Genomic DNA, 22,576 nt, shown 5'->3' with positions numbered 1-22,576 from the left:
CTATGGTCTGGGCAGGTGTACGCCTCGAGTGGGCACCTCGGCGGAGCCCTCCGCAACCACCCAGCACCGTGGATCAATACGTGGAAAGAGCACAGCGAGCTATGCCGAGCAGCACGAGCGCCAAATCGGCCAAGGCCGTCCGGGCCGCAGGGAAGGTCGCACCGTCGCGGAAAAAAGGCGGCGGCAAGGTTCCGATGGGCAAGGGCCCGTTGAAGAAGCGCCAGATCCCCTGGTTGGTCATCGGAGCCGCCGTGGTGATCATCGCATTGATCGGTGCGCTCGCGTTCAGCCTGGTACCGAAGTATCGAGACAAGGCCGAACTCGAGAAATTCACGCCGAGTGCGCAGAAGAAGGATCCGTCGGATCAGATCGCCGGGGTGACCAAGAAGGACTACCCGGCTGGACTGCACGTCTCGGGTACCCAGCGCGTCGCGTACGACCAGACCCCGCCGTTCGGCGGTCCGCACGATCAGGTCTGGGCGAACTGCATGGGCGTGGTCTACAGCAAGCCGGTCCGGGTCGAGAACGCGGTGCATTCGCTCGAGCACGGTGCGGTGTGGATCGCCTACAACCCCGACAAGGTCGACGCGGCGGGCATCGACACGCTGAAGCAGAAGGTCGAAGGTAAGCCGTTCACGTTGATGTCGCCGTTCCCCGGACTGACCTCGGCGATATCGCTGCAGTCCTGGGGACATCAGCTGAAGCTGGACAGCGCCGACGACAAGCGGGTCAACCAGTTCATCACCGCCTTGCGCGCGAACCAATACGCCTACCCCGAGGTGGGCGCGAGCTGCTCGAACCCCGCGTTCGACGCGAACAACCCGACGCCGTACGACCCGACGCCGCCCGGACCGGATGCGGTGCCGATGGACGGTAAGGGCCTGTCGCAGGACCAGACCGAACTCGGCGGCGCCGCGGGTGGTCTGCCCGGTATGCCGAGCATTCCGGGCGTGCCGAATATCCCCGGCGTGCCCACCGGAATTCCGACCCAGCCGACGGAAGGTCAGTAATGCCCGTGGATACCGAAATCGAGCCGGACGTGGCGAGCGATTCCACGGGTTTCGCCGCGCAGGCGCGCCGGCAGCGCACTCCGCTGCTGGTGCTCGGTGCGATCGGCATCCTGCTGATCGGCTTCGCGGTCGGCGTGCTGGCCCGGCTGCCGCTGGACGGCAATAGCGAACCCGATCCCGGCGCGGTCGATATCGGATTCAGCCAGGACATGTCGGCCCACCACGCGCAGGCCGTCGAAATGGCCGGTATCGCGCTCATCGGTTCCACCGACAACGATGTGCGCAGGCTGGCCTACGACATTCTGACCACCCAGCAGGAACAGATCGGCCGGATGCAGGGCTGGCTGCAGATGTGGGGTAAACCGAACCAGAATGTGGACGGCTACATGGGCTGGATGACCGAACAGTCGGGCCATTCGCATTCCGGTGCCACCACCGACCACGCAATGTCCGGCCCATCGGCTTCCATGCCGGGCATGGCGACCACCGCGGAGGTGACCGCGCTGCGCCAGGCCACCGGTCCCACGCTGGATACGATGTTCCTGCAGCTGATGCTGCGCCACCATCAGGGTGGACTCTCGATGACCGAATACGCCGCCCAGCACGCCGAAACCACCGCGGTGCGCTCACTCGCGGCCGCCATGGCGACCACCCAGCAGGGCGAAGCACAACTCATAACCACGATGCTGACCGCCCGCAACGCGAAACCACTGCCGCAGAACTGATCCGTCGCATCGGGCCGGGGAACCGAAACTCCCCGGCCCGACACACTTTTTGGCGGACGCCCCGCAATGCGATACGCTTGGCCCCGCCCGAACGGCCGCCGTCACCGGCACCGTTCGCAACTATCCCGCCCTCGTAGCTCAGGGGATAGAGCGTCTGCCTCCGGAGCAGAAGGCCGCAGGTTCGAATCCTGCCGAGGGCACGCACTGAAAAGGGCTCCGACCAGCAGCGTACGGTCGGAGCCCTTTTCGTTCCTCCGCGTTGGCTGGAAGGCACGCGATGACACAACCTCACCCAATGTCTTTGCCGCATCCTGATCCCGCGGCACATCATTCTGCGAATGGGGTATCGGTCACGGTCCCTTCAAAGGCGGCAGCACTCCCAGCTGCTGTAACAGCCCGAGCACATCCTTATCGGACCACTTCTCGGCGATCTTTCCGTCCTCGATCCGGTGGATCGTGGTACCGGTCATCGTCAACTCGTGTCCGGTTGCCGGAATCCCCGGCAGGTCTCCGACGTGGCGACCGTAGGCGGTGATCCGGGTGACGACCCGATCGCCCTCGGCGATCTGATCCTCGATCTCGTGCCGCCCCGGTGTGGCATCCCAGAACATACGGAACGCCTGCTTGAGCCCCTCCCGACCCGGACCTATGCCAGGAAAGGGAGGAGGCGAGTGGTCGAGGTAGTCCGCTGCGACGAGTTCGTCCATGGCATCGATATTCCCGGCGTCTATCTCGTGATAGAACTGGCGGATCAGGGCCTTGTTGGCTGCTAGCGACATGATCAACCTCCTCCTCGATTGCCCGGCCGGCGGCCGTGACGGCGGTGGCGGTTCACTCGGTCGTCGCCTGGCGAAGGTCACAGCGAAACGGCAACAGTCGTATCAGTGCCTGGCATCTTGTCCGAGTTCCTCATCGAAACCAGTTTCTGAGAGAGGTAAAGCCTAATCGAGCCCGCTTCCCGGATTGCCCAGCTTTAAATGAAAATGAACCTGGTACAGGGCCGTTTCTTTCCCCAGTGCATCGCGAGTGTGACCGGAAGGTCGCGGTGCCCTGCGTCTTCGCGCGCCGCGGCACGGCGGCGAAGACATGGCAGCCGAAATCCAATCGGGCGTACCGCGGTCAGTCGTGCTCGACGGTGCCGAGTACCTTGCCGGTGTTCGCATCGATGGTCACCTCGTGCTCGATGCCATCAGGGGTTGTGAGTTCGACCTCCCACACCGACGCTCCTCGCTCGGTGTCGATCTCGGCGGAATCCACGGCGCCTCCCGGCACGGCCTTCACCGCCTCGTCGATGGCCTGCTGCCTGCTGATCTGCGGGCCCGCGAGGAGCACCAAGTCGGTGTCCGACAAATTGACGGCGACGGTGCGGTCCTTGTGTCCGACGGTGCTGGTGGCGAGGGCGAGGCCGGCGACGGTGGCGCCGGTAACGGCGGCGCCCACGATGATCCATCGTAAGCTGGCAAACGCGCGGCGGATGACGGATGACATGGTGAAACCTCCTGTGGCAGCGGCGATCTTGACTCCGATGACCACTCTGGCAAGAGCAGCTGAAGGTGGCCTGAAGCCTCCTGAAGACCGCTTCAGGAACTGTCTGGCAGGCTGAGCGGATGCGTCTGCTGATCGTGGAGGACGAGAAGCGTCTGGCCCTAACTCTGGCAAAGGGATTGGCGGCCGAGGGTTTCGCCGTGGACGTCGTCCATGACGGCACCGAGGGTCTGCATCTCGCCACCACCACCGACTACGACCTGATCATTTTGGACATCATGCTGCCCGGCATGAACGGCTACCAGGTCTGTGCCGCACTGCGCGCTGCGGATGACGAGACGCCGGTGCTGATGCTCACCGCGAAGGACGGCGAATACGACGAGGCGGAGGGCCTGGACACCGGCGCCGACGATTATCTCCGCAAACCGTTCTCCTATGTGGTGTTGCTCGCCCGTATCCGCGCCCTGTGTCGCCGCAGAACTCGCGGCGGCGCCCTGGTGTTGCGAGTCGGCGACCTGATGGTGGATCCGAACACGCACACGTGCATGCGCGACACGCACGAGGTGATGCTGACCGCGAAGGAATTCGCCGTCCTGGAACACCTGGCGGTCCGTGCGGGCCGGGTCGTGTCGAAAGCCGATATCCTGCAGCATGTTTGGGACTTCAGCTACGACGGTGACCCGAATATCGTCGAGGTCTACATCAGCGCGCTGCGCCGCAAGATCGACGCTCCGTTCGGGCGGCGATCGATCACCACCGTTCGGGGCGTGGGATACCGGCTGGCGGCAGATCGTGGCTGATCGGCCGCGGCTGCGGTGGTGGAAGTCGGTGCGAGCCCGGACCACGGCGCTGGCCACGGCCGTCGTCGCGGTAGCGCTCGTGGTCGCCGGACTGATCGTGCTCGAGGTCCTGCGACACAACCTGGTCAACAGCGCGAGCCTGCAAGCGGAGGTCACCGCTCGCGACGTCGTCACCCAGATCGCGATCGGCACCGACTTCCCGCAGCTGAAACTGCCCGACTCGGATAGCCAACCGGTACAAGTGGTTTCGGCCGACCGGCGGGTCTTGGCAGCCGATGACGACTTGCAGAGTCGACCCATGGCCGACTTCACCCCGACCTCGACCGACGACGACGATGACGATGACGATGACCAGACCGAGCTTGTTTCCACTGCCGGAACAACGGCCGTCGCCACGTTTCGTGACGTGCGGCTCCCGGTGGGCGACGACGAGATCATGAACCAGGTATTCCGGGTGGCCGCCATCGGAACCACCACTGTCGGCGGGCAACCGGTCACGGTCTACGCGGGCGCTTCCCTCGACTCCGCCCATAATGCGGTTGCCGATGTTCGCAAAGCCATGCTGACAGGCCTGCCGGTGCTGCTCCTCGTGGTGGCAGTGGTGACGTGGCTGGTAACCCGGCGTGCCCTGCGCCCGGTGGAAGCGATCCGGTCCGAGCTCGCCGAAATCATGGGTGGCGACCTGTCCCGCCGGGTGCCGGAACCCGCCGCACGCGACGAAATCGCCCGGCTGGCAGCCACTACGAACGCCACGCTCGCAGCACTCGAAGAATCCGCGGAACGGCAGCGCCGCTTCATCGCCGACGCCGCGCACGAACTGCGCAGTCCGATCGCCAGCCTGCGCGCTCAGCTCGAAGTCGCCCGAGCCCACCCGCGGCTACTCGAGCTGGACGGGGTGATCGGAGACACCATACGGCTCGAACACCTTGCCGCCGATCTGTTGCTCCTCGCTCGTCTCGACGCGGGCGAACAGCCCCGTTCGGAACGGGTCGAGCTGGCCGCGCTGATCCACGATGAGCTGGCTCGCCGAATCGGAGACCGCCTACCTGTCGAGGCCGTGATACCGGACGACAGCGTGGCGGTCGCGGGCAGTCGAACCCAACTCGCCCGGGTCCTCGGCAATCTCGTCGACAACGCGCAGCGCCACGCGGCCACCACCGTGCGGGTGAGCCTGGAACGGACCGTAGACCACTTGGTCGTGCTCGAGGTCGCCGATGACGGCCGTGGTGTGCCCGCTGCCGACCGGGACCGGATCTTCCAACGATTCGTTCGGCTCGACGATGCTCGCAGCCGCGACGAAGGCGGGGCCGGACTCGGCCTCGCCATAGTCGCCGACGTCGTGAACCGCCACGCGGGCCGGATCCGCGTCGGCGACAGCGCTGATGGCGGCGCCCGCTTCATCGTGACATTGCCTGCCTGGCGATCTGGGCGAGATAGCTCTGCTGCCGGACCTGTGTTGCCTTCGCGGGCAGCCGAGTTGCCGTAATCTCACACGCAGATGGGGTGAGCGGGAGGACGGGACGATGACATATCCGCCGGGTGGGCAACCGCCGTTCGGAGGGCCGCAGGGGCAGCCACAGCAGCCGTATGGGTATCCGCAGCAGGGTGGGGCGGGGTATCCGCAGCAAGGGGGTTATCCGCCGCCTGGCGGTCAGGGATATGGACCGCAGCAGGGGTATCCGCCACCGGGCGGTTATCAACAGCCGGGGTATCCGCCGCCGAAGAAGCGCAGGACCGGGCTGATCATCGGCCTGTTGGTGCTGGTGCTCGTCATCGCGGGTGCGGTCGCCGCGGGCGTGGTGCTGACCGTGCAGGGCAAGACGCCGCTCGCCTCGGACGAGAAGAAGATCGAGGTGGCCATCCGCGACTTCTACGACACACTCGGGTCGGATGGTTTCGCCGCCGCGGCGGCGAAGACGTGCGCGGCCGACCGCGCCGAGTTCGACACGCTGACCGATGAGCAGAAGAAGCAATTCGATACCGCCAAGGTCGAGGTCAATATCGACAAGATCGATGACATCGTCATCACCGGTGACCGTGCGACGGCCCGGATCACCGGCAAACTCACGCTGACCCTCCCGGGTGAGACCCCGGATACCGATACGGGCACCACCGAACACCTGCAGAAGGAAGACGGGAAGTGGAAGATCTGCTCGGCGGAGTCGGGTAAGAACTGACGTAATCTCGTCGGATGAGCTGCTGTGGACCGTCGCGCCGGACCTTCCTCAGCGCCATCGGGCTGGCCGCGCTCGCGAGCCTCGCAGACCCGGGTTCAGTTCGGGCCCAACCGAATCCGCTCTTCGCGACCGATCTGGAGGTCGTCACGGTCACCGATCGATCGGTGATTCTGACCTGGACGACGGTGGCCCCGGATCCGAGCGGCCGACTGCTGCCGGTCGACACGGACGCCGAAGTGCGCCTTGGCCCGGCCGGTTCATCGCTGACCACCGTCTATGCCGAGGACGAGCCCACCCCGTTCCACTATGCGGAGATCGACGGTCTCGAACCAGGCCGACCCTATCGATTCGAGGCATGGTCGAGTGGCGTCCGCGCCACACCCGCCCTGTCACTGACCACCCGCGCCCCCGGAAGTCCGGAATCCACCGGCGAATTCACCACCCTGACACCGCCGTCCGGTCGTCCGCTGCGCACCGTCGCACTCGCCAATGACGTGCACTACGGCGAGCAGGTCAGCGGTCTCGCCGTCGCCGATCTGCCGCCGGGTTTCCGGCAGGAGGCCGGCCTGCCGCCCTACCCGGAGGTGATGCTCGCGGCCATGCTCGATGATCTGCGCCGCCCCGACCGCGCCGCAGACCTCCTGCTCATCGCGGGCGATCTCACCGCCGAGGCGAAGCCGGAGGAATCGCGCTCGGTTCGCAGGCACCTGGACTCATGGGGCGCGCAGGGTCGCGACTACCTCGCCGTACGCGGCAATCACGACCGTCCGCACATGGACTCGCAATATCAGGGCTGCATCCCCGCACCCGCGGATCATTACGATTGCTGGGCAGAGCAATTCAATCCGCACCGGCAACTGATCGAGCACGAGTTGGGCGGCCTGCGGCTGCTCGGTCTGGATACCAGCGAACTCGACGGTTCTGGCGGCAGCATCGAACGCCCGCAATTCGACCGGCTCGGCGAACTGCTTCGCGAAGATCCGGACCGCCCGACGCTGGTCTTCGGACACCACCCGGTGACCATCGAATCCGGTCTGACCAATACCGCCGGACCGGGTTTCGTCCTCAACCGCCCCGACAGCATCGGACTCCAGACGCTCTACGAACGCGCCCCCGGCGTATTCCTGCAGCACAGTGGCCATACCCACCGCAACCGTCGCACCCGCCCCGACTCCGCCGCCGCGGTGGAATTCCTGGAAGTGGCCGCGGTCAAGGAGTATCCGGGCGGCTACAGCCTGCTGCGCCTGTACGAGGGCGGGTACATGATCAACTTCTACAAGACCCGCACCGCGGCCGCCCGCCGCTGGAGCGCGACCACCCGTGGCGAATACTTCGGTCTGCTGCCGGATTACACGCTCGGCACCTTCACCGACCGCAATCATGTTGTGCTGCGGGACTTCTCGGGCCTGTCCTGATCGGCCCGCAGACTCGCGTCCGCCGCAGCCGTACCGATACCATCGCCGCACTTCGGACGCGGTATCTTGCTTAGGTAAGCCTCATCATATGAAGTGAAACCTTTGCACGCGTCGGAAGGACTCGAACATGTCGATCAGATGGAAAGCGATCTCCGCAGCGCTGGCCGTCGCTGTCGCGGCGCTCGGCGTGACGGCCTGTTCGAATTCCTCGGACGACAAGAACGAGATCACCGTCTACAACGCCCAGCATGAATCCCTGACCAAGGAATGGGTGGACGCGTTCACCAAGGAGACCGGCATCAAGGTCACGCTGCGCCAGGGCGGTGACACCGCACTGGGCAACCAGCTGGTCGCCGAGGGCGCGGCCTCACCCGCCGATGTCTTCCTCACCGAGAACTCTCCCGCCATGGCCCTGGTAGAGAACGCCGGATTATTCGCCGATGTCGATAAGAAGACCCTGGACCAGGTGCCCGCGCAGTTCCGCCCGTCCACCGGGAAGTGGACCGGAATCGCCGCCCGCTCAACGGTTTTCGTCTACAACAAAGACAAGATCGCGGCCGATCAGCTGCCCGCATCGCTGCTCGATCTGGCGCAGCCGCAGTGGAAGGGCCGCTGGGGCGCGGGCGTTTCCGGCGCCGACTTCCAGGCCATCGTGGCGGCCCTGCTCGCGCTCAAGGGTGAGGACGCCACCAAGGCCTGGCTCAAGGGCATGAAGGACAACGCCACCGCATTCCCGAACAATGTCGCCACCATGAAGGCGGTCGACTCCGGTCAGCCCGACGGCGGCGTGATCTACCACTACTACTGGTACCGCGACCAGGCCAACACCAAGGAGAGCAGCAGCCACACCGCGCTGCACTACTTCAAGAATCAGGATCCGGGCGCGTTCGTCTCGGTTTCCGGTGGCGGCGTACTGAAGTCGAGCAAGAAGCAGGAGTCGGCGCAGAAGTTCCTGGAGTTCATCACCGCCAAGGCCGGACAGGAGATCCTGCGCGACGGCACCTCGTTGGAGTACCCGGTCGCCAGTGATGTCGCGGCCAATCCGGCGCTGCCGCCGCTGGCCTCGCTGCAGGCGCCGGCCGTCGACCCGAGCAAGCTCGATGCCAAGAAGGTGACGGCGCTGATGACCGAGGCGGGTCTGCTCTAGTCATGGCCGTCCGGACCGCTGTCGCCGCACCCCGGATCGGAAGACCCGGGCCACTCGTCACGACCGTCGCGCTGCTGTTGGTGGCGGCGACGTTCGTGCCGCTCGGCTACATCGTGTCCACCGTCTTCTCCACCGGTCTGCACGAGGCGGCCGAATTGGTTTTCCGCCCGAGAGTCGGTGACCTGCTGCGCAATACGGTCGGGCTGGTGATCATCACCGTCCCGATCTGTGTGGTGCTGGGGGTCGGGCTGGCCTGGGTGGTGGAGCGGACGAATGTACCGGGCGCGGCGTGGTGGGGGCCGGTATTCGCGGCACCGCTCGCCGTGCCCGCGTTCGTGAACAGCTACGGCTGGGTCAGTGTCTTCCCGACCATGCACGGGCTGTCGGCGGGTGTGGTGATCTCCACCATGTCGTATTTCCCGCTGGTGTATCTGCCCGCGGCGGCCACACTGCGCCGTCTCGATCCGGCGGTGGAGGAATCGGCGCGTGCGCTGGGTTCCGGTCCGGTCGCGGTCTTCACCCGAATCGTCCTGCCGCAGTTGCGATTGGCGATTCTCGGCGGCGGACTGCTCATCTCCCTACATCTACTCGCCGAATACGGCGCGTTCGTGATGATCCGGTTCGACACCTTCACGACCGCGATCTTCGAGCAGTATCAATCCAGTTTCGCCGGTCCGGCGGGCAGCATGCTGGCCGGCGTGCTGGTGCTGTGCTGTCTGGTGTTGCTCGCGGCCGAGGCGGGGGCGCGCGGTAAGGCGCGTTACGCCAGGATCGGCAGCGGTGCGCCTCGGGCGTCTACCCGGATTGCATTGGGGCCCAGCACGATTCCGGTTCTGGTTGCCTTGACCGCAGTGGTCGTCGGCTCGATCGGCGTGCCGACGTGGACCATCGTGCGCTGGCTGCGCATCGGCGGTGCACAGGTCTGGGATTACACCGAGATCGGAACGGCGCTCGGACAGACCATCGCCCTCGCGGCGATGGCCGCGCTGCTCACCACGCTGTGCGCGTTCCCGGTAGCCTGGATCGCGGTGCGCTCGACATCGGCCTTCGCCCGAATGGTGGAGGGCGCCAATTACATTACGAGTTCGCTGCCCGGCATCGTGATCGCGCTGGCAATGGTGACCGTCACCATTCGGTGGGCGCCGCCGCTCTATCAGACGGTGACCATGGTCGTGGCCGCCTATGTACTGATGTTTCTGCCGCGGGCGCTGGTCAGCGTGCGCGCCGGGCTGGCGCAGGTGCCGGTCGGGCTGGAGGAAGTGTCGCGCTCGCTCGGTCAGTCGGGGTCGGTCACCTTCCTGCGCGTCACGCTGCGGTTGACCGCGCCCGCCGCGGCATCCGCCGGTGCGCTGGTATTCGTCGCGGTCGCGACCGAATTGACCGCGACATTGCTCTTGGCGCCCAGCGGAACTCGCACACTGGCGATGCGATTCTGGTCGCTGTCGGGCGAATTGGACTATGCCGCGGCCGCGCCGTATGCGCTCATCATGATCGTCGCGGCGGTGCCGGTGACGTATCTGTTGTTCACCCAATCCAGGAAGGCGGCCGGAGTATGAGTCGGCTTGTCGTGGCGGACGTTTCGAAGACATTCGGCCAGCACCGCGTACTCGGCGGAATCAGTCTCGAAGTGCCGAACGGTAGTTCGACCGCGGTCGTCGGCTCGTCGGGTTGCGGTAAGACCACGCTGCTGCGGGTGATCGCAGGATTCGAGACGCCGGATGCCGGTTCGGTCGCGATCGGCGCGGAAACCGTGACCCGCGACCGGTTTTCGGTGCCGCCACAGCGACGCAATGTCGGTTACGTCGCGCAAGACGGTGCGCTGTTTCCGCATCTGACCGTCGGCCAGAATATCGCCTACGGCCTGCGCAGCGGATTCTGCGGGCTGCGCAGCGGCCGGAATCGGGTGAACGAACTACTGGAGATGGTCTCGCTCGATCCGTCCTATGCCGACCGACGCCCCCATCAGCTCTCCGGCGGCCAGCAGCAGCGCGTCGCACTCGCGCGCGCTCTTGCCCGCAAACCGCGGTTGATGCTGCTGGACGAGCCGTTCAGCGCACTCGATGCCGGACTGCGGGCCACTACCAGGCAGGCCGTGGCCGAGACGCTGCGCGCGGCGGGCATGACAAGCATCCTGGTCACTCACGACCAAGAAGAGGCGCTCTGCTTCGCCGAACAGGTCGCCGTCATGCGCGAGGGGGTATTCACCCAGGTCGGCACGCCGGAAGAGGTCTACGCCGCGCCCACCGATCTGTTCACCGCCAAATTCCTCGGCGATTGTGTGCTGCTCGACGCGGTGGTCGAGGGCGATGTGGCCAAATGCGCGCTCGGCCGGGTTCCGGTGCAGAAGTCCGCGCCGAAGGGACCGGCGACGATCATGATTCGTCCGGAACAACTTGTGGCGCAGGTGGTTTCGGAGAGTGAACCGAACAGCGGAGTCGTGCGCGATGCGCAGTTCCGCGGGGCCGATGTGATGCTCACCATCGCGCTGGACGGCGATGTCGATCCGGTGCGAGTGCGCCGTGCCAGCGTCGCGGCGCCTGCCGCGGGCCAGCGCGTCCATCTAGAGGTGCTCGGCAACGCTGTGGCCTTCCAAGCGGCCTGAACCACGGACACCCGGCCCGGCGGTGGCGTGTCACCGGACCGGGCGCCCATGGCGCGCACCCTTACTTGGAGCGAGCGGCGGGAATTGAACCCGCGTAAACGGCTTTGCAGACCGTTGCCTCAACCACTCAGCCACGCCCGCCTCGCCATGAATACTGCCGTCGACCGATCGAATTGCCCACGGTTGCACTCAGGGTGATCTGAACCGATGACGCTCGAACCTCGGCCACCGGTCGGAATGCAACTTTTGCGGTGCCCACCGATCGGGAGAAGAGCCGGAGCGGCTGCGGAACATGGAATGATCAAGGTCATGTCGCGGCCACGTCCACTTCCGGTTGATCCGATCGAGGAAGCCCATCGTCAATGGGTCGGCCACGGCTGGGGCGATGTCGCCGACGGAATGGCGGCGGTGACCTCACTGGTTCGCGCCCAGCAAATCGTGATGGCTCGGGTGGACGAGGCCCTGAAACCGACCGGCCTGACATTCTCTCGATATGAACTTCTCATGCTGCTTGCTTTCAGCAAGACGGGTGCACTGCCCATGGCGAAGGCCAGTGCACGACTGCAGGTGCACCCGACCAGCGTGACGAATACCGTCGATCGACTCGAAGCGGCCAAGCTCGTCGAGCGGGTGCCGCACCCCAGCGATCGACGTGCCACCCTGATCGAAATCACCTCCGCCGGAAGGGAATTGGTCGCCGAGGCGACCGAGGAACTCAACGCGAAAGTCTTCGCGATTCCCGGCCTTCCGCCGGATCGGCTGCATACTCTGCTGCAGTTGCTCGCGGAATTTCGCCATGCCGCAGGAGACTTCGACACCGGCGACGAACCAGCCCGATGGTCGGCGCACGAGCAGTAACCAAAAAGCCGAACCGGTCGGTCTTTACACTGCGCGGACGACCGCGCGGTAACGGTCTGGCATCCAACTAGCGAATTTCCCGCCCCGTCTTCTTGGCAGCGGAGGCGAAAGGGTCCACCATGGAATCCATGGTGCTGGTCTTGGGGGTATCGGCGGGCGCTGGTGGCGCCCGCGCGATGCTGACGCATTCCGATCAGCCGCATCTCCCCCGATCGATCGATGCCAGGTGCCGCGTCGGGCGGGTGGTGGGGTCGAGGAACCGGTCTTCGAGGCGATCCGCCAGATGCGCGCGGCCGCCGACCGACGCGACGAGCTCATCACCAGAACCGCCGTGACCTGCCGCTGCCCGCTGCACACCGACGCCATCCGCACTGCTGCGGGCCGCACCCGGCTCACCATCGTCGACGAACCGCTGGCCCAGCTGCGCTACCTGCGCTTCACCGGCCGCCTGCCGACCACCGGCTCGGTCATCCTCTACGACCTCGGCAGCTCCGGCCTGACCATCACCCACGCCGACTGCCGCACCGACACCATCCTGTCCAGCAAACGCAGCACCGTACTCGGCGGCGACGGCTACGACGCACTGCTGCGCTGGCAATTGGCCCGCGGCGGCGTGCTCACCGACAAATTGACCAGCCGCAGGCACCGCGAAGAACTGAGCAGCACTCGGGTAATCACCGCCAAGGACACCAGTTCCGGCGGACGCGCCGTGGTCACCCGCAGCGACCTCGCCGAACTCTGCGCCGCGGGCATCCACCACTCCACCTCGTTCGTCCGCCAACTCATCGAGGAAACGGGCGTCCAACCGGAAGCTCTGATCTTGCTGGGCGGCTGCACCCGCAACCCCGATATCCGCGAAGAATTGTCCGAAATGATCGAACTCCCGGTCATCTACGACGAGGAGCCCGAATACGTCTCGGCTCGCGGGGCGGTATTGCTTGCCGCGGAGCGTCCCGACGGCGATGTGCGCATGGCGCGCTTACGCAGCGGAGCGCTGACCGGTTCACTGGTGCCGACCACCACCGGTCGCCGCAAACTCGTTGCCGCCGTTGCGGTTACGATCGCGTTGGGCGCGACCATCGCCGGACTGCTCGTCATGGACCACACCGCCGCCCAGCCACCGGATGGTGTCAACGCCCCGACTCCCGTCGAAGTCGCGGGAATCCCGGCGACGTCCTTCAACTGAACCGCTGACGGTCACGGTCGCCCTTTAAGGAGTTGGCAAGGGGTTCTTAGGGGGCTTGACGAATTGTGGACGCAATCGATCGGGTGATTCCGGAGGTAAGTATGGCGTTCGCAACCTCGTGGCAGATGTTCAAGACGTCGGCTGCGGTACTGAAGTCGCGTAAAGAATTGGCGGTTTTTCCGGTGTTGTCGGCAGTCGCGAGTGTCCTGGTGGCCGCGACATTCATTGTGCCGATCATTGCCAATGATGCCTGGCACAAGTCGTCGACGATGACCTATGTGCTGTTCGGACTGATGTATCTGGTCTCTGCGTTCATCACGATTTTCTTCAATGCGGCGTTGATCTCGCAGGCGAATGTTGCGTTGCAGGGTGGGGACCCCAGTGTGGCCGAGGGGCTGCGGGCGGCGGGGGCGCGGTCGCCGCAGATTCTGGTGTGGGCGGCGATTTCGGCGACGGTGTCGCAGGCATTGCGGTGGCTGCAGGATCGGGTTCCGTTTCTCGGGATGATCTTGGCCGCTATCGCTGGGACGGCATGGCAGGTGGTGACGTTCTTGGTATTGCCCAAGATCGTGCTGGAGGATCGTAATGTGGTTGCGGCGGTGAAGGATTCGTCGGCGGCATTGAAGCGGACCTGGGGGGAGAATCTGGTCGGCAATGCCGGGCTCGGATTGTTCGGCTTACTGTTCGCACTGCCGGGCATTCTGGTGATGTTCATCGGATTCCTGATGCTCGGCACGGGTGCGGTAGCCGGGCTGGCGGTGATCGCGCTCGGCATTGCATGGCTCGTGGCGACCGGGGTCGTCGTATCCGCGCTGTCGGGCATCTACCAGACCGCGCTGTACCGGTACAGCGTTGATGGCAGTGCGCCGGTCGCGTTCGCCACAGCGGATCTGTCGCAGTCGTTCCGGCGACGTGGCCGCCGCTGATCGAATACATCCGCGCCCGAATACACCTGTGCCCGGCCGAGATTCACTCGGCCGGGCACGGTGCTTGCTCGGATACCGTCAGTGGTTGGTGAACTTCGCCGGACGCTTCTCGACGAAGGCGCTCATACCTTCCTTCTGATCGTCGATTGCGAAGAGCGAGTGGAAGACTCGGCGTTCGAAGCGCAGGCCCTCGGCGAGGGTGGTTTCGAAGGAGCGGTTCACGGCTTCCTTGGCGATCATGGTGACCGGCAGCGACATCGAGGCGATGGTTTCGGCCACCTCGAGTGCGGTGTCGAGCAGTTCGGCGGCGGGCACGATGCGGGATACGAGGCCGGCGCGCTCGGCCTCCTCGGCATCCATATTGCGGCCGGTGAGCACCAGGTCCATGGCCTTGGCCTTGCCGATGGCCCGGGTCAGGCGCTGTGAGCCGCCGATGCCCGGGATGACGCCGAGCTTGATTTCGGGCTGACCGAATTTCGCGTTGTCGGCGGCGAGCAGGATGTCGCAGATCATGGCCAGCTCACAGCCACCGCCGAGGGCGTAACCGGCGACGGCGGCGATGGTGGGCTTGCGGAACTGCGCCAGCCGGTCCCAGCGGGCGAAGTAGTCGTTCATGAACATGTCCATGTACGACTTGGGCTGCATCTCCTTGATATCGGCACCGGCCGCGAAGGCCCGCTCCGAACCGGTGATGACGATGGCGCCGATCGCGTCATCGTGCTCGAGTTCGTCGAGCGCGGCGATGACATCGTCGAGGACCTGCGCGTTAAGCGCGTTCAGCGCCTTCGGGCGGTTCAGCGTGATCCAGCCGACCCGGCCCTTGCGCTCCAGCAGAATCGTCTCGAAGTCGGGCCCACCCGTCACCCGGCCACCACCCCCCATGGAATCGCTTCGCGATGCGGTCATCTTAGACACCCTCTTGATCGGAACGGTCACGGATATCGGTGACGATAGCGGAGAAGTCCTTACCCGCCTGCGACTGGTTGAACCGGGTGTAGATCTCGGCGGCCAGCACGCCGAGCTGACCGTCGACGTCGTTATCGCGCAGAGCGTTCGCGGCCAGACCCAGGTCCTTCGTCATCAAAGCGGTGGCGAAACCGGGCTGGTAGTCATTGTTGGCCGGGCTGGTCGGCACGGGCCCGGGGACCGGACAGTAGCTGGTGAGCGCCCAACTCTGACCGGATGCGGTCGAGACCACATCGAAGAACGACTGGTGACTCAGGCCCAGTTTCTCGCCGAGCACCAGGGCCTCGGAAAGGCCGATCATCGAGATGCCGAGCAGCATGTTGTTGCAGATCTTCGCGGCTTGGCCGACGCCGGAGCCACCGCAGTGCACAACCTTGCCGCCCATCACCTCGAGCACGTCGAGCGCATCGGCGAAGTCGGCCTCGGTGCCGCCGACCATGAAGGTCAGCGTGCCCGCCGCGGCACCCGCGACACCACCGGAGACCGGAGCGTCCAGCGCGCGATGACCCGCATCGACAGCGCGGGCGGCCGCCGCCTTGGCGTCGGCGACATCGATGGTGGAGCAGTCGATGAACAGGGTGCCCGGATCCGCGGCGGAGAGCAGATCGGCGTAGACGTCGAGGACAAGCTTGCCATTGGGCAGCATGGTGATCACGACATCGCGGCCGACAGCGGCCGCGGCGGCCGAATCCACCACGGTGGCACCGTCTTTGCGTGCCTGCTCCTGTGCGGCGGGGACCGGATCGAAGGCGAGCACGTCATATCCGGCCTGGACCAGATTCGCGGCCATCGGGCCGCCCATATGGCCGAGGCCGAGGAAACCGATCTTCTTCGTCACTTGCTTGCCTCCAAACCCAGTTCCTTATCGCTCAATTCGACGAAGTACGCGTCGACCTGTCCGGCGGTGACGTCGGCGAGCGTCGCGGGCGACCACTGCGGGTTGCGGTCCTTATCGATCACCTGCGCGCGGATGCCTTCGACCAGGTCGTGCGAGGCCAGCGAGGCGATGGACACCCGGTACTCCTCGTTCAGCACCGCCTCGAGGCTCTTCGCGGCACGGGCCGCACGCAGCGAACGCAACGTCACCTTGAGTGCCACAGGCGATTTGGCGAGCAGTTCGGTCGCCGCCTTGGCAGCCTCCGGCGAGCCGTGCGTGCGCAACCGATCGACGATCTCCTCGACGGTATCGGCGCTGTAGCAGGCATCGATCCAGTCCTGCTGGGCGACCAGCTCGGATTCCGGTGCATCCGTGGCGAATTTGGCGATGGCGATCTCGGCGGACTCGGTCCGCAGCGTTTCCAGCAGTGCCGGAATATGTTCCGAGGCCACGTAGTAATCGGCGAATCCCGCGGCAATGGCGTCACCGGCGCTCATCCGCGCGGTGGTCAGTGCGACGTGCGTGCCGATTTCACCCGGCGTGCGGGCGAGCAGGTAGGTGCCACCGACATCCGGAATGAAGCCGATGCCGACCTCTGGCATGCCGATCTTGGAGCGCTCGGTGACGATCCGGTGGCTGCCGTGGCCGGAAAGACCGACGCCGCCGCCCATCACGATGCCGTCCATGACCACCACATACGGCTTCGGGTAGCGGCCGATCAGGGCGTTGAGGATGTACTCGTCGCGCCAGAACACGCCGGTGGCCGAATCCGCATTGGCGGCACCGGCCGGGGAGCCACCATTCAATGCGATCGCGTCACGGTGGATGGCGACGATATCGCCGCCCGCGCAGAGCCCGCGCTCCCCCGCGCCGGTGACGACGACGGTGCGCACCTCGTCGTCATTCGCCCATACCTGCAGAGCGGCGGAAATGGCAAGGGCCATTGGATGATTCAGCGCGTTGATGGCCTTGGGCCGGTTCAGCGTGATCAGACCGAGTCCGTCGCGCTTATCGATGAGAACTTCGGATTCCGTCATGCTGCTCCTACCACCGAGCGGGCGACGACCACCCGCATGATTTCGTTGGTGCCCTCCAGAATCTGGTGCACCCGCAGATCGCGGACGATCTTTTCCACGCCGTATTCGGCCAGATATCCGTAGCCGCCGTGCATCTGCAGCGCCTTGTTCGCGACCTCGAATCCGGCGTCGGTCGTGAATCGCTTTGCCATGGCGCACAATTCGACTTTGTCGTCGGCATCCGCATCCAGTGCGGCGGCGGCCCGCCACAGCAGGGTCCGCGCCGCCTCCAGCGAGGTACGCATATCCGCGAGCTGGAATTGCAGTGCCGGATTGTCCAGCAGTCGGCTGTTGAATGCCTTGCGCTGGGCCAGGTACGCCACGGATTTCTCGAGCGCCGCCTGGCCGCCGCCCAACGAGCAGGCGGCGATATTGAGTCGGCCGCCGTTGAGCCCGTTCATGGCAATGCGGAAGCCATTGCCCTCGACGCCGAGCATATTGGCGGCGGGCACCCTGGCGTTGTCGAGAATCACCTGACGAGTGGGCTGGGCATTCCAACCCATCTTCTTCTCGTTGGCGCCGAAGGAAATTCCCGGGGTATCGGCCGGAACGATGAATGCCGAAATCCCGTGCGCACCCGCATCACCGGTGCGCGCCATGATGACGTATACATCGGTGCTGCCCGCGCCGGAGATGAATTGCTTTACCCCGGTGAGCAAGTAGTCGTCACCGTCGCGAACGGCCTTGGTGCTCAGAGCCGCCGCATCCGATCCGACGCCCGGCTCGGTGAGCGCGTAGCTGCCGAGCCATTCCATCGAGGTCAGCCGGGGCAGCCAATGGTTGCGCTGCTCGGCATTGCCGTAGTTGTCGATCATCCACGCAACCATGTTGTGGATGGAGATATACGCCGCGATGGCAGGGCAGCCGGTGGCCAGTTGTTCGAAAATGCGCACGGCATCGAGCCTGCGCAGTCCGGAGCCGCCCACATCCTCGCCGATATAGATACCACCCATGCCGAGCGAACCCGCCTTGCGGAGCACATCCACTGGAAAGTGCTTCTGCTCATCCCATTCCAGGGCGTTCGGGGCGAGGTATTCGTCGGCGAAGTCGCGCGCCATTTCGGTAATGGCGCGCTCGTCGTCATTCAGTGCGAACACGATCGTCGACCTCCCGTCCGTGGGCTATTCAGTCCATCGTCGGAATGACGAAGTGGTTGCTGTCCTTGAGCCCGGAAGGCCAGCGCTGGGTAACGGTCTTGGTCTTGGTGTAGAAGCGAATCGAATCCGGACCGTGCTGGTTCAGATCGCCGAAACCGGAACGCTTCCAACCGCCGAAGGTGTGGTACGCGATCGGCACCGGAATCGGCACGTTGATGCCGACCATGCCGACCTGCACGCGGGCGGCGAAATCCCGTGCGGTATCGCCGTCGCGGGTGAAGATCGCGACGCCGTTGCCGTATTCGTGCTCGTTGGGCAACGCGAGCGCTTCGTCGTAATCCTTGGCCCGCACGATCGACAGCACCGGGCCGAAGATCTCTTCGGTGTAGATCCGCATTTCCCGGGTGACATTGTCGAAAAGCGTTGCGCCGGTGAAGTACCCGCCTTCACCGCCGTCGACCACAAGACCGCGGCCATCGATCACCAGCTCGGCCCCCTCATCGACGCCGATCTGGATGTAATTCTCGACCCGGCCGAGCGCATCCTTGGTGACCAGCGGGCCGAAATCAGCGCCCGCATCGTCGGACCGCCCGACATTCAGCTTGGCGATCCGCTCGATCAGCTTCTCGCGCAGGCGATCCGCGGTCTCCTGCCCGACCGGAACGGCGACCGAGATGGCCATACAGCGCTCGCCCGCCGAGCCGTAGCCCGCGCCGATGAGCTGGTCGGCGACATCGTCGAGGTCGGCGTCGGGCATCACGATCGCGTGGTTCTTGGCGCCGCCGAAGCACTGTGCGCGTTTGCCGTTCGCGGTCGCGGTCTCGTAGATGTACTGCGCGATCGGGGTGGAACCGACGAAGCCGACGGCCTTGACGGTCGGCGAATGCAGGATCGCGTCGACCGCTTCCTTATCGCCGTTGACCACGTTGAACACACCCGCGGGCAGGCCCGCCTCCAGGAACAACTCGGCCAGCCGCAGCGGCACCGAGGGATCGCGCTCGGATGGCTTGAGCACGAAGGCATTTCCACACGCCAGCGCCGGACCGGCCTTCCACAGCGGGATCATGGCCGGGAAGTTGAACGGGGTAATGCCCGCGACCACACCGAGCGGCTGACGCATCGAGTAGACGTCGATGCCGGTGCCCGCGCTCTCGGTGTACTCACCTTTGAGCAGATGCGGAATACCCGCCGCGAATTCGATGACCTCGATACCGCGCTGGATATCGCCCTTGGCGTCGGGGATGGTCTTGCCGTGTTCGGCAGACAGCAGTGCCGCAAGGGAATCCATCTCGTCCTGCACGAGCGTCAGGAACTTCATCAGCACCCTGGCCCGCTTCTGCGGGTTGAACGCGGCCCACACCTGTTGCGCCTCGGCCGCATTCGCGATGACGGCATCGACCTCGGCCTTACTCGCCAGCGGCACCCGCGCCTGCACCTGGCCGGTATTCGGATCGAAGACGTCGGCGAAGTTGCCCGAGGCCCCGGCGACATGCTGTCCGCCGATGTAGTGAGTGAGTTCGCGAACCATGCCAGTCCTGTTCTTGTAGTGGACGCCGCGCATCGCGCGATCTATAGACATCCTATAGTTGGATGTCCAAGTAAATATAGACAGTGTGACCCATCCCACGGCAACCACCGAGCAATCAGCCGGACCGGCTGCGGTCAGGCGGAGGACTCCGTGAGCAGTGGGCAGTCACCGACGGCGCAATGCGGCGGGCGAAATTCATGCAGCTCAGCCCTTGGTACGCACCAGCGTGCGGGTCCAGCGATGGACCGCACGTCAGGCGGAGGGCTTCGAGGATCGGGTGAGCAGCAGTGCGCCGACGGCGAGCATCACCGCGCTACCAATCACGATCGCGACCATTACCCCGACTTCGCCATCGAACCGAGTGGCGACCGCCATGCCAACGGCGAGCGCGACCGTCGCGCTGCCGCCGATCACCAGGACCGTGCAACGTTGCGTCGCATACAGGACAAAACAAACGACGGCTACCAGCGCGGTCGGCACGAACCCCCAGTGCCCCGGACTCGTGTCGACGGTCACCGCACCCGCGTCCGCGATGAGGATCGCGACGACATATCCCGACCAGTTTTCGACGATCAAGCCGAACCTGGTGAGCGCGAACCAGATCCCGCCGAGGGCGAGCAGACCGACGCCGACCCAGGCCTCCTCGACATCGAAGACCTCGTCGAGCACCACCAGGACCAGCACAACGCTGTACCAGGCCGCGGCGAAGATGCCGATGACCGATGGCAAGGCCGAGTAACCGAGTACGGCCACCACAAGACCCGCGCTGCATGCGTAGACCAAGGCATTGTCGGAGTTGCCGCCCTCGAAGACCGACCCCACCGTCACGGCGACCGATACGGATGCGAGCGCGAAGAGCACCGTGGCGAGCCGCGAGCGGGATGTGCGCGCAACCGTTGTGCGCGTGAACAATCCGGCGATGCCACCGGCCAGCGCGATCCCACCGAGAGCGAGACCGACCGACACCAGCCCGAAGATGACGATGCGGCCGGTCCGCTGCAGGTCATCCCAGGAAGACGCGAGTAGTAGGGCGAGCCCGCCCAACATCGAACCAGCGCCGATATAGGCGGCGATCTCGGCGAGTAGCCTGCCCGGCGACTCGGGCTTCGTCCGCTCCGCCGCCAGTGCCTTCGCGACCGCATCGCGCTGGTCTTCGGTCAATATGCCTTCGTCGACCAGCCGCCGTAAAGCCGCCCCCGACCGATCTTGGATCCCCATGTATCGAGTATGGCCGGTACATCGGCAGTCGTTAACTGCTCCATGCCAACTCAGCGATCCGGGCCGAGTTCCACCACCGTGCCGGGATACGCGAGTGAGGCGACCTCGATCGGGCCGCCTTTGGCCTGCTCGATGATCTGGCCCTGCCAGGCCACGAAGCAGGAGGCGATTTCGCTGTTGTAGATATTGGTCAGGATCGGGGTGAGTGCCTTGGCCAGGTCGCCTTCGGCGGCGATGAGCTGATCGCGATAGGGGCCGTAGTAGGGCAGGATTGCTTGCAGCACAACGGCTTCCACACCCTGCACCTGAGTGATCAATGGATCGATGAGTGGCTGGTATTGCGCTATCACCGGTGCGATTTCGGCGAGGACCGGGCCGACCAATTGCAGTATCGGCTGATAGACCGAGCCGAGCGCGAAGGCTTCGGAGGAAAACGGGCCGGCCAAGGGGGCGAGGCCGATGAGCGAGGCGAGGCCGCCCTGTTGTTTCGGCGCGGGCCAGCCGAGCGGGCAGGCGGGTTGGGTATTGACGGCGGGGGCCGCGAACGGACTGCCCGCGCCCAGTGGGATCGACGTTGCCGGTCCGGCTCCGGGAGTGTCACCGAGCGGGACCGTGGCCGCGGGGCCGGATGCCGGGGCATTGCCCGCGGGACCGATCGCGACCGCGGCGGGAACGCCTGCCGCGCCGAGTGGAACCGCCACCGCGGGGGCACCGGCGGCTGCCGGCGCGGCAGCAGGTGCGGCGGATGTCGGCGGCACCGCCGATGCCGGCGCAGGGGTGGCCGCAGATCGGCCCGCGGCGGGCTGTTCCTGCTGGACCACCACCGTGGCGACCTCATCGTCATCGCGCACCGTCAATGCGGTCACCGCGACAGCGCTACCGATTACGGTCAGTGCGGCGACCGCCCGGATGGCAGTGGCGACCGCAGGCCGGGTCGTGCTGCGAGAAGTCATCGGACCGTGCTCCTGTTCGTATCTAATGTGTCGGCGCCACAGGCGAAGTCGATTCCGCTGAACCCGGCGGGGCGGGCGAGACCAATGCTGCGGGCGCGGTCGGCGAAACCGGTGTCGACGGCGCGTTTGGTGTGGGCGGTGCTCCCGGTGCCGCGGCGTCGGGTTCGAAGACGCCTTCGAGGTGCCAGACGCCCGTGAAACCGTTGAACGGACCGCCAACGATCAAGCTCGTCCACTGCAGGGTGTATTTGCGAGTCCCCGGGTCGTAGGTGCCCGTGGCAGGCGGGCCTTGGGCCGCATCGGATTTCGGCCGTTCGAACCACTGCTGGCCGACCCAGTCCCACACCTTCTGCACCTGCTGCGCCCCCGCGACTTGGGCCCCCTGCTTCTCCGGCGGCTTCGGCGCTCCCTGGTTGAACTCCTGGTCATTCCAGGAGGCGGCCCACGAGGACAGATTCGCGGTCAGGTTCCCGCCGTCGTTCACCACCGACGGCGGCGATACCTCGCGCTGGGTCTGTGGATCGACGGGA

21 protein-coding genes, 2 tRNA genes and 1 pseudogene are annotated in these 22,576 nt (G+C 65.5%); 13 read left to right on the top strand and 11 right to left on the bottom strand.

The window, feature by feature from the left end; all coding sequences use genetic code 11:
- Positions 1 to 101: 101 nt before the first annotated feature.
- The 3 genes from ON44_RS06745 (at position 102) to ON44_RS06735 (ending at position 1,935) form a co-directional block, all read left to right on the top strand.
- Positions 102 to 1,010 (top strand): thioredoxin-like domain-containing protein, encoded by a 909-nt coding sequence (locus ON44_RS06745; protein WP_040687097.1) that lies wholly within the window; start codon positions 102 to 104, stop codon positions 1,008 to 1,010.
- Complete coding sequence (locus ON44_RS06740) at positions 1,010 to 1,735, top strand: DUF305 domain-containing protein (protein WP_040687095.1); 726 nt, start codon at positions 1,010 to 1,012, stop codon at positions 1,733 to 1,735. The genes ON44_RS06745 and ON44_RS06740 overlap by 1 nt, the downstream gene beginning before the upstream one ends.
- Positions 1,736 to 1,862: 127 nt before the next feature.
- A tRNA-Arg gene (locus ON44_RS06735) sits at positions 1,863 to 1,935 on the top strand.
- A 150-nt stretch (positions 1,936 to 2,085) separates the two neighbouring features.
- On the opposite strand, the gene ON44_RS06730 is transcribed toward ON44_RS06735, so the two are convergent.
- Entirely contained in the window at positions 2,086 to 2,514 is a 429-nt protein-coding gene (locus ON44_RS06730) for an ester cyclase (RefSeq protein WP_040687093.1), read from the bottom strand.
- 340 nt (positions 2,515 to 2,854) lie between these two features.
- Complete coding sequence (locus ON44_RS48035; protein WP_157187066.1) at positions 2,855 to 3,175, bottom strand: PepSY domain-containing protein; 321 nt, start codon at positions 3,173 to 3,175, stop codon at positions 2,855 to 2,857.
- Between the two features lie 167 nt (positions 3,176 to 3,342).
- Between ON44_RS48035 and ON44_RS06720 the strand changes: the two genes are divergently transcribed.
- The 7 genes from ON44_RS06720 (at position 3,343) to ON44_RS06690 (ending at position 11,361) form a co-directional block, all read left to right on the top strand.
- Positions 3,343 to 4,020 (top strand): response regulator transcription factor, encoded by a 678-nt coding sequence (locus ON44_RS06720; protein WP_040687091.1) that lies wholly within the window; start codon positions 3,343 to 3,345, stop codon positions 4,018 to 4,020.
- Entirely contained in the window at positions 4,013 to 5,506 is a 1,494-nt protein-coding gene (locus ON44_RS06715; protein WP_063721516.1) for a sensor histidine kinase, read from the top strand. Before ON44_RS06720 ends, ON44_RS06715 begins: the two co-directional genes overlap by 8 nt.
- A gap of 37 nt (positions 5,507 to 5,543) precedes the next feature.
- Positions 5,544 to 6,197 carry an Rv0361 family membrane protein gene (locus ON44_RS06710; RefSeq protein WP_040687089.1) on the top strand — a complete coding sequence of 218 codons (654 nt, stop codon included), beginning with the start codon at positions 5,544 to 5,546 and terminating at the stop codon, positions 6,195 to 6,197.
- A gap of 14 nt (positions 6,198 to 6,211) precedes the next feature.
- Complete coding sequence (locus ON44_RS06705) at positions 6,212 to 7,612, top strand: metallophosphoesterase (protein WP_040687086.1); 1,401 nt, start codon at positions 6,212 to 6,214, stop codon at positions 7,610 to 7,612.
- A gap of 127 nt (positions 7,613 to 7,739) precedes the next feature.
- On the top strand, positions 7,740 to 8,759 hold the full coding sequence (locus tag ON44_RS06700) for an iron ABC transporter substrate-binding protein (RefSeq protein ID WP_040687084.1): 1,020 nt from the start codon (positions 7,740 to 7,742) through the stop codon (positions 8,757 to 8,759).
- A 2-nt stretch (positions 8,760 to 8,761) separates the two neighbouring features.
- Positions 8,762 to 10,315: an ABC transporter permease gene (locus tag ON44_RS06695; protein WP_040687083.1), complete on the top strand. Its 1,554-nt coding sequence runs from the start codon at positions 8,762 to 8,764 to the stop codon at positions 10,313 to 10,315.
- Entirely contained in the window at positions 10,312 to 11,361 is a 1,050-nt protein-coding gene (locus ON44_RS06690) for an ABC transporter ATP-binding protein (RefSeq protein ID WP_040687081.1), read from the top strand. The genes ON44_RS06695 and ON44_RS06690 overlap by 4 nt, the downstream gene beginning before the upstream one ends.
- Positions 11,362 to 11,427: 66 nt before the next feature.
- Here ON44_RS06690 and ON44_RS06685 read toward each other — a convergent pair.
- Positions 11,428 to 11,502, bottom strand: a tRNA-Cys gene (locus tag ON44_RS06685).
- Positions 11,503 to 11,670: 168 nt separating this feature from the next.
- Between ON44_RS06685 and ON44_RS06680 the strand changes: the two genes are divergently transcribed.
- From ON44_RS06680 to ON44_RS06670, 3 genes are all read left to right on the top strand, one after another.
- Complete coding sequence (locus ON44_RS06680) at positions 11,671 to 12,219, top strand: MarR family winged helix-turn-helix transcriptional regulator (protein WP_040687125.1); 549 nt, start codon at positions 11,671 to 11,673, stop codon at positions 12,217 to 12,219.
- A 226-nt stretch (positions 12,220 to 12,445) separates the two neighbouring features.
- Positions 12,446 to 13,405: an Hsp70 family protein gene (locus ON44_RS06675; RefSeq protein WP_245567031.1), complete on the top strand. Its 960-nt coding sequence runs from the start codon at positions 12,446 to 12,448 to the stop codon at positions 13,403 to 13,405.
- Between the two features lie 101 nt (positions 13,406 to 13,506).
- The gene (locus tag ON44_RS06670; protein WP_040687079.1) at positions 13,507 to 14,331 is read left to right on the top strand and encodes a DUF6159 family protein; all 825 of its coding nucleotides are present in this window, start codon (positions 13,507 to 13,509) and stop codon (positions 14,329 to 14,331) included.
- A gap of 78 nt (positions 14,332 to 14,409) precedes the next feature.
- On the opposite strand, the gene ON44_RS06665 is transcribed toward ON44_RS06670, so the two are convergent.
- The 8 genes and pseudogenes from ON44_RS06665 to ON44_RS06630 form a co-directional block, all read right to left on the bottom strand.
- Positions 14,410 to 15,237, bottom strand: coding sequence for an enoyl-CoA hydratase (locus ON44_RS06665; RefSeq protein ID WP_281005030.1), 828 nt, complete (start codon positions 15,235 to 15,237; stop codon positions 14,410 to 14,412).
- Between the two features lies 1 nt (position 15,238).
- Positions 15,239 to 16,135: a 3-hydroxyisobutyrate dehydrogenase gene (gene mmsB, locus ON44_RS06660; protein WP_040687077.1), complete on the bottom strand. Its 897-nt coding sequence runs from the start codon at positions 16,133 to 16,135 to the stop codon at positions 15,239 to 15,241.
- Positions 16,132 to 17,211 carry an enoyl-CoA hydratase/isomerase family protein gene (locus ON44_RS06655; protein WP_040687076.1) on the bottom strand — a complete coding sequence of 360 codons (1,080 nt, stop codon included), beginning with the start codon at positions 17,209 to 17,211 and terminating at the stop codon, positions 16,132 to 16,134. Before ON44_RS06655 ends, mmsB begins: the two co-directional genes overlap by 4 nt.
- Positions 17,208 to 18,347, bottom strand: coding sequence for an acyl-CoA dehydrogenase family protein (locus tag ON44_RS06650; RefSeq protein WP_040687075.1), 1,140 nt, complete (start codon positions 18,345 to 18,347; stop codon positions 17,208 to 17,210). The genes ON44_RS06655 and ON44_RS06650 overlap by 4 nt, the downstream gene beginning before the upstream one ends.
- A gap of 28 nt (positions 18,348 to 18,375) precedes the next feature.
- Complete coding sequence (locus ON44_RS06645) at positions 18,376 to 19,875, bottom strand: CoA-acylating methylmalonate-semialdehyde dehydrogenase (protein WP_040687122.1); 1,500 nt, start codon at positions 19,873 to 19,875, stop codon at positions 18,376 to 18,378.
- 252 nt (positions 19,876 to 20,127) lie between these two features.
- Complete coding sequence (locus ON44_RS06640) at positions 20,128 to 21,093, bottom strand: DUF2157 domain-containing protein (RefSeq protein ID WP_040687074.1); 966 nt, start codon at positions 21,091 to 21,093, stop codon at positions 20,128 to 20,130.
- A gap of 50 nt (positions 21,094 to 21,143) precedes the next feature.
- Positions 21,144 to 22,046 (bottom strand): hypothetical protein, encoded by a 903-nt coding sequence (locus ON44_RS06635; RefSeq protein ID WP_040687072.1) that lies wholly within the window; start codon positions 22,044 to 22,046, stop codon positions 21,144 to 21,146.
- A gap of 22 nt (positions 22,047 to 22,068) precedes the next feature.
- Positions 22,069 to 22,576: pseudogene (locus ON44_RS06630) on the bottom strand (hypothetical protein); the annotation flags it as partial.

This window comes from Nocardia vinacea NBRC 16497 (assembly GCF_000308835.1).
Taxonomy (GTDB): Bacteria; Actinomycetota; Actinomycetes; order Mycobacteriales; family Mycobacteriaceae; genus Nocardia; species Nocardia vinacea.
The sequence above is the reverse complement of the archived record's forward strand: the minus strand, read 5'-3'. Positions and strand labels throughout refer to the sequence as shown.